This is a genomic window from Gordonia alkanivorans NBRC 16433, assembly GCF_000225505.1.
Taxonomy (GTDB): domain Bacteria; phylum Actinomycetota; class Actinomycetes; order Mycobacteriales; family Mycobacteriaceae; genus Gordonia; species Gordonia alkanivorans.
In genome coordinates this window covers 1-6,376 of record NZ_BACI01000063.1, presented here as the reverse complement: position 1 = coordinate 6,376, position 6,376 = coordinate 1, and the positions used below count along the sequence as shown (strand labels likewise).

Annotated in this window: 6 protein-coding genes; 5 read left to right on the top strand and 1 reads right to left on the bottom strand. The window is 68.8% G+C overall.

The window, feature by feature from the left end:
- Positions 1-416: 416 nt before the first annotated feature.
- Positions 417-1,628: a radical SAM family heme chaperone HemW gene (hemW, locus tag GOALK_RS12235; RefSeq protein ID WP_006359137.1), complete on the top strand. Its 1,212-nt coding sequence runs from the start codon at positions 417-419 to the stop codon at positions 1,626-1,628.
- Positions 1,629-1,636: 8 nt separating this feature from the next.
- On the opposite strand, the gene GOALK_RS12230 is transcribed toward hemW, so the two are convergent.
- A complete protein-coding gene (locus tag GOALK_RS12230; protein WP_006359136.1) occupies positions 1,637-2,140 on the bottom strand; it encodes a type II toxin-antitoxin system VapB family antitoxin in 504 nt (167 codons plus the stop codon).
- 104 nt (positions 2,141-2,244) lie between these two features.
- On the opposite strand from GOALK_RS12230, the gene hrcA reads away from it, so the two are divergent.
- The 4 genes from hrcA to GOALK_RS12210 all read left to right on the top strand — a co-directional run bounded on the left by hrcA (position 2,245) and on the right by GOALK_RS12210 (position 6,131).
- Positions 2,245-3,279: a heat-inducible transcriptional repressor HrcA gene (hrcA, locus tag GOALK_RS12225; RefSeq protein WP_006359135.1), complete on the top strand. Its 1,035-nt coding sequence runs from the start codon at positions 2,245-2,247 to the stop codon at positions 3,277-3,279.
- A gap of 148 nt (positions 3,280-3,427) precedes the next feature.
- Complete coding sequence (gene dnaJ / locus GOALK_RS12220; protein WP_006359134.1) at positions 3,428-4,594, top strand: molecular chaperone DnaJ; 1,167 nt, start codon at positions 3,428-3,430, stop codon at positions 4,592-4,594.
- Positions 4,591-5,340 (top strand): 16S rRNA (uracil(1498)-N(3))-methyltransferase, encoded by a 750-nt coding sequence (locus GOALK_RS12215; RefSeq protein WP_006359133.1) that lies wholly within the window; start codon positions 4,591-4,593, stop codon positions 5,338-5,340. The genes dnaJ and GOALK_RS12215 overlap by 4 nt, the downstream gene beginning before the upstream one ends.
- Complete coding sequence (locus GOALK_RS12210; protein ID WP_006359132.1) at positions 5,337-6,131, top strand: alpha/beta hydrolase family protein; 795 nt, start codon at positions 5,337-5,339, stop codon at positions 6,129-6,131. Before GOALK_RS12215 ends, GOALK_RS12210 begins: the two co-directional genes overlap by 4 nt.
- The last annotated feature ends 245 nt before the right edge of the window (positions 6,132-6,376 follow it).

Sequence of the window (6,376 nt, the reverse complement as noted above, 5' to 3'; positions counted from 1 at the left end):
GGTTGTGGACGTCATGAAATCTCCTGTGCCGGCGCACAGGGCCGGCGTTCATTGCACGAAAAAGTGGGCTGAAACGTGCCGGCATCCCTGGGATTCAGGGATCAATCGGGGCCGAGACGTCGCTAGATGCGACAGAAAGCGCTGTTGACGCGCTTGAGATCAATGTGGCGACGCGCTGCGAGCCACACCCCTGGGAAAATCACGAGGTCCATAGTGCCACGATCTCCATCGCCTCGTCTACTTGGGGTTATTTTCCATCATGATGATGGAAACGCCTCTGCGCCGGCGCGACCGGAGGTCACCTCGAGTCGGTCGAGGACACGCGTCGTTGTTGTTCCCGGCCTGAGCCGCGACGTTGTCCGCCCCGGCCGAGCCGGCGATTTCGGTGCTGACGTCGAGGTCGTCATGATGGAACGGTGAAGGTCGACATCGAAGCAGCCACCCCCGAGCTCACCGCGCAGCTCATCGACGGGGCGTGCCGAGACGTCGACCCCGACGTGCCGTTCGGCCTGTACCTGCACGTCCCGTTCTGCGCGACCCGCTGTGGCTACTGCGACTTCAACACCTACACCGCGGGGGAGCTCGGCTCGACGTCGTCGCCGGAGTCCTGGCAGGAGGCGGTCGCCGCGGAACTGGAGTCGGCGGCCCGGCTGCTGGCGCCGACCCGGAAGGTGTCGACGATCTTCGTCGGCGGCGGTACGCCGTCTCTCCTCGGCGCCGACGGACTCACCCGGCTGCTCGACGCGGTGCGCGCCAACTTCGACCTCGCCCCCGACGCCGAGGTCACCACCGAGTCGAACCCGGAGTCGACGTCGCCGGCGTTCTTCGAGCAGCTGCGCGGGGCCGGGTTCACCCGCATCTCGCTCGGCATGCAGTCCGCCGCCCAGCACGTGCTCAAGGTCCTCGACCGGGTGCACACGCCAGGACGCGCGGTCGCCGCGGCGCGGGAGGCCCGGGCGGCCGGCTTCGACCACGTCAACCTCGACCTCATCTACGGCACCCCCGGCGAGACGGACGCCGACCTGCACACCACCCTCGACGCCGTGCTGTCCGCGGGCGTCGACCATGTGTCTGCCTACGCGCTCATCGTCGAGGACGGCACCGCGCTGGCGCGTCGAATCCGGCGCGGCGAGATGCCCGCACCCGACGACGACGTGCTCGCCGACCGCTACAAGATCCTCGATGATCGGTTGGGTGCCAACGGTTTCGGCTGGTACGAGGTGTCGAACTGGGCGCTCGACGACGCTGGTGCGTGCCGCCACAATCTCGCCTACTGGAACAGCTCGGACTGGTGGGGGATCGGCCCGGGCGCGCACTCGCACGTCAACGGGGTGCGCTGGTGGAACGTGAAGCATCCGGCGCGCTATGCGCAGACGCTCAAAGAAGGCGTGTTGCCCGCGGCGTCGTCGGAACAGCTCACCGCCGAGGACCGCCACATGGAGGCGGTCATGCTCACCACCCGACTCCGGACCGGACTGCCGAACGACCTCCTCGACGACGCCGAACGTGCGAACGCCGAAAAGCTGTGCGCCGACGGCCTGCTCGGCTCGACGGGCGGTGCCTACGTCCTCACCGACGCCGGCCGGCTTCTCGCCGACGGTGTGATCCGCCGCGTGCTCTGGGGCTGAGCCGCGGTTTACCAGGGCCGCTCGGGGCGCGACGGGCTCGTCCAGCCGGTCGATCGGGCGCCTCGACGATGAGCCCCACCACCGCCAGGGGTTTCGGGCGCGCCACGCGGCGGACGGACCGGTTCGGGCGGGACGTCGACGATGCGGGGACGGGCCGGGATCTCGGCGGTGTCGTCGAGCTGCTCCTCGAGGGGGCGCGCGCCCTCGGAGAGGTCGAGGGCGTCGAGATCGAGGGTGCGGGCGTGGATGATGTTGCGGTTCCGCAGCGCCGAGCGCACCGCGCGGTGGAGTCCGTCCTCCAGGTAGAGGTCGCCCTCCCAGCGGACGACGTGCGCGAAGAGGTCGCCGTAGAACGTCGAGTCCTCGCTGAGCAGCTTGTCCAGGGCCAGCACCTTGGTGAGCGTGATCAGCTGGTCGAGTCGCAGCTGTCGCGGTGGGATCTTGGCCCAGCCCCGCGTCGACAGCTTGTGGTCGGGATAGGGCCTGCCCTCCCGCACCCCCTTGAAGATCATGTGACTCCGCGCCGGTTTCGTAGTATGGACGTACCCAGTATGGGACGTACCCAACTCTATGGCCCAACCCCATGGACCGGGACTCGGATCAGGAGGTGTACCGCGTGTCCACAACGGATGACCGTCGATTCGAGATCCTCCGCGCGATCGTGACCGACTACGTCGAATCGCAAGAGCCCATCGGATCGAAGGCACTCGTCGAACGGCATCAGCTCGGGGTGTCGAGTGCGACCGTCCGCAACGACATGGCGGTACTCGAGGCCGAGGGGTACATCACCCAGCCGCACACCAGCTCGGGTCGAGTCCCCACGGACAAGGGCTACCGGATGTTCGTGGACCGCATCAGCGAGATCAAGCCGCTCTCGTCGGCGGAACGTCGCGCCATCCTGTCGGTGCTCGACTCCGGCGTCGACCTCGACGACGTGCTGCGACGCTCGGTGAAGCTGCTGGCCCAGCTGACCCGCCAGGTGGCCGTCATCCAGTACCCGGTGCTGTCGGCGGCCCGCGTCCGGCATCTCGAGGTCGTCTCGCTCTCCCGGTCGCGGTTGCTGCTCGTCGTGATCGTCGACAACGGCCGTGTCGAACAGCGGATGGTCGCGCTGAACGAGGACCACGACGAAGAGGACATCAGTCGTCTGCGTGACATGTTCTCCGCGGCGCTGCACGGCAAACGGCTCGCCGAGGCGTCGGCGGCGGTGGCCGAGCTCGCCAACTCGGCACCCGACGACATCCGGGGTGCGGTCCTCAGCATCGCCACCGTTCTCGTCGAGACCCTCGTCGAACGCGGCGACGACCGGCTGGTGCTCGGCGGCACCTCCAACCTGGCGCGGTCGGCGAGCGACTTCACGCCGGTCGTCGGCGGCATGGACACCGTCCTCGAAGCGCTCGAGGAGCAGGTCGTCGTGCTCAAGATCCTCGCCACGACACAGGACATGGGCCAGGTCACAGTGCAGATCGGAGAGGAGACGCAGACCGAGAACCTGCGTGGGACCTCGGTGGTGTCCACAGGGTACGGTGCATCGGGAACCGTGTTCGGCGGCGTCGGTGTGCTCGGCCCCACACGGATGGACTATCCGGGAACCATCGCGTCGGTCGCAGCCGTTGCCAAATACATCGGTGAGGTGCTCGCCGAACGATGACCGCCGCCCCGGCGACGGACGTCAGGTGAGGGCCCCAACCGGTCGACGGCAGAATCGAGTGGTTCCACTGCGTACCGCGCGGACGTGCGTCCACACCGATGGCGCGCACCGCGTGGGCACCAACTGAGACCGAAGGATCACTACAACCGTGGCACGTGACTATTACGCAATCCTGGGTGTGGCGAAGGGTGCCAGTGACCAGGAGCTCAAGCGCGCCTACCGCAAGAAGGCACGCGAACTGCATCCCGACGTCAACCCGGGCATGGAGGACGAGTTCAAGGAGGTCAGCACCGCGTACGAGGTGCTGACCGATCCGGAGAAGCGCCGCATCGTCGACGCCGGTGGCGACCCCCTCGCGGGTGCGGGTGCCGGGGGGTTCGGCGGATTCGGCGGCGGAGGCGGCGGATTCGGCGACGTCTTCGAAGCCTTCTTCGGCAACGGCGGCGCCTTCGGCGGTGGCGGCGGTTTCGGGTCGGGACGCGGTCCCCGCTCGCGCGTCCAGCCGGGTGAGCCCGCGCTCGTCAACCTCAAGCTCGATCTCGCCGAGTGCGCCCAGGGCGTCAACAAGGAGATCACCGTCGACACCGCGATCCTGTGCGACGCGTGCACCGGGTCGGGAACCAACGGCGACAGCAAACCGGTCGCCTGCGACACCTGCCACGGTGCCGGCGAGATCCAGTCGGTGCAGCGCTCGTTCCTCGGTCAGGTCATGACCGTCCGCGAGTGCCCGACCTGCCACGGCGTCGGCGAGGTCATCCCCGATCCCTGCCACAAGTGCGGCGGCGACGGTCGCGTGCGTTCGCGTCGCACCATGACCGTCCGCATCCCGGCCGGCATCGAGAGCGGCATGCGCGTCCGGCTCAGCGGCCAGGGCGAGGTCGGCCCCGGCGGCGGTCCGGCCGGCGACCTCTACGTCGAGGTCACCGAGCGGCCGCACGAGGTCTTCTTGCGCGACAAGGACGACCTGCACTGCACCCTGAAGGTCCCGATGGTCGACGCCGCGCTCGGTGCCGAGTTCGACGTCGAGACCATTCTCGGCGATCCCGTCACCGTCAAGATCGACCCGGGCACGCAGCCCGGCCAGGTGGTCAAGCTGCGCGGCCAGGGTATGCCGCACGTCAGCTCGGGTGTCCGCGGAAACCTGCACGTCCATCTCGACGTGGTGGTGCCGACCAAGCTCGACAGTGCCCAGACCGACGCGCTCAAGAAGCTCAAGAAGGTGGCGCAGGACGAGATCGAGGTGGTCAACACGTCGGCCGCGGCCGCCCCGGGCGGACTCTTCTCACGACTGCGCAACGCATTCGCAGGCAAGTGAGCCCACCGCTTTTCTGGGCGGACTCCGTCCCTGCCCCGGGTGCCGACCTCATCCTCAGCGGGCCGGAGGGCCGGCATGCGGTGACGGTCGCGCGCCTCGGGGTGGGGGAGCGCATCCTCGTCGGCGACGGCGCGGGATCGGTGGCCGGATGCGAGATCCGGGAGATCACCGGCAAGGACACCCTCGTCGCGTCGGTGCGTGAGTTCTCCTTCCAGGCGCGTCCCGCCCCGCAGGTGACCCTTGTGCAGGCCTTGCCGAAGTCCGAACGGTCTGAGCTGGCCGTCGATCTCGCGACCGAGGCCGGCATCGACGTGATCGTGCCCTGGCAGGCGATGCGCTGTGTCGCACGGTGGACGGGCAAGGCGGACAAGGGCGTTGCCAAGTGGCGGGCCGCGGCGTCGGCTGCCGCCAAGCAGAGCCGCCGACCCTGGATTCCCGAGGTCACCGACCTCGCCACCACCATCGACGTCCGCGCGCGGTGCGCCGACGCGGTCGCCGCCGGCGGTGTGGTCGCCGTGCTGCACGAGGAGGCGGCGCGGCCCCTCGCCGAACTGCCGCTCGCCGATGCGAGCGAGATCGTGCTCGTCGTCGGTCCCGAAGGCGGACTCGACGACGCCGAGGTCGCCGACCTGACCGCGCTCGGTGCCCATTCGGTGGTGCTCGGCCCGGAGGTGCTGCGTACCTCGACGGCGGCCGCGGTCGCGCTGGGTGCGATCGGTGTGCTGACCGGACGGTGGTCGCGATGAGTACCGTCCGACGCTGCGCCGTACGACGCACCAAGATCGAATACGGCACCGAGCCTTCCCAATTCGGCCACGTATACCTCCCGCGTGACGGCCTCGACCCCGCGACGCCGGCCCGGGTGGTCGTGCTCGTCCACGGCGGCTCGTGGTCGGTGGAGTACGGTTCGACGATCCAGACCGCAGTCGCCCGCACGATGGCCGAACGCGGTGCGGTCGTGTGGAACATCGAGTACCGCCGCGTCGGGGAACCGGGCGGCGGCTGGCCGAACACCGGGCGCGACGTGGTCGAGGCGATCCGGGCCCTCGACGGCTCGGTGCGCGATGCGCTGCAAGAACAGGACGTCGACCTCCGCGCGATCGACTTCTCCTCGGTGGGCGTCGTCGGGCATTCGGCCGGAGGCCAGCTCGCAGTGTGGGCCGTCGGCAAGCTCGGCGCACGTACCGCCTCGACCACCATCACCACCGTCGTGGCCCAGGCAGCGGTCCTCGACACCGTCTCCGCGGCAGACAAGGAATCCCTGCGCGCCCTGATGGGCCGCCCGTACAGCGAGTCACCGCGCCGCTACGAAGAGGCATCGCCCATGCTCGCGCCGGTCTTCGACGCGCACGTCGTCGCGATCACCGGTGACGACGACGACCTCGTGCCCGACGTGGTGAGCCGCCGGTACGTCGACGACGCGATCGCCCGCGGGCAGTCGGCCGAACTGATCGTCGTACCGGGCGAGGGTCACCAGGCGTTCGTCGAGCCGCGCACCGGTTGCGCGCGGCAGACGATTCGGGTCCTGGGGATCTGACCGACCGGTATGTCCGATCGATGGGCATACTGAGACGCTGACGGTCGACTTACGTACACGAAGTGGTGGGGGCTCGTGCTTGTAAATCCAGATGTCTTACGTGGACTCTCCGACAAAACGTCGGGTGCAGCGGATGCGGTCGAAGCAAACACGCTCGCCGGGATGGTCCTGGGCGCGTTCTCCGAGATGCACGGTTCAGCATCTGAGTGGAGTGCCCGCGCAGTTGATGAGTTCGTGGCACCACT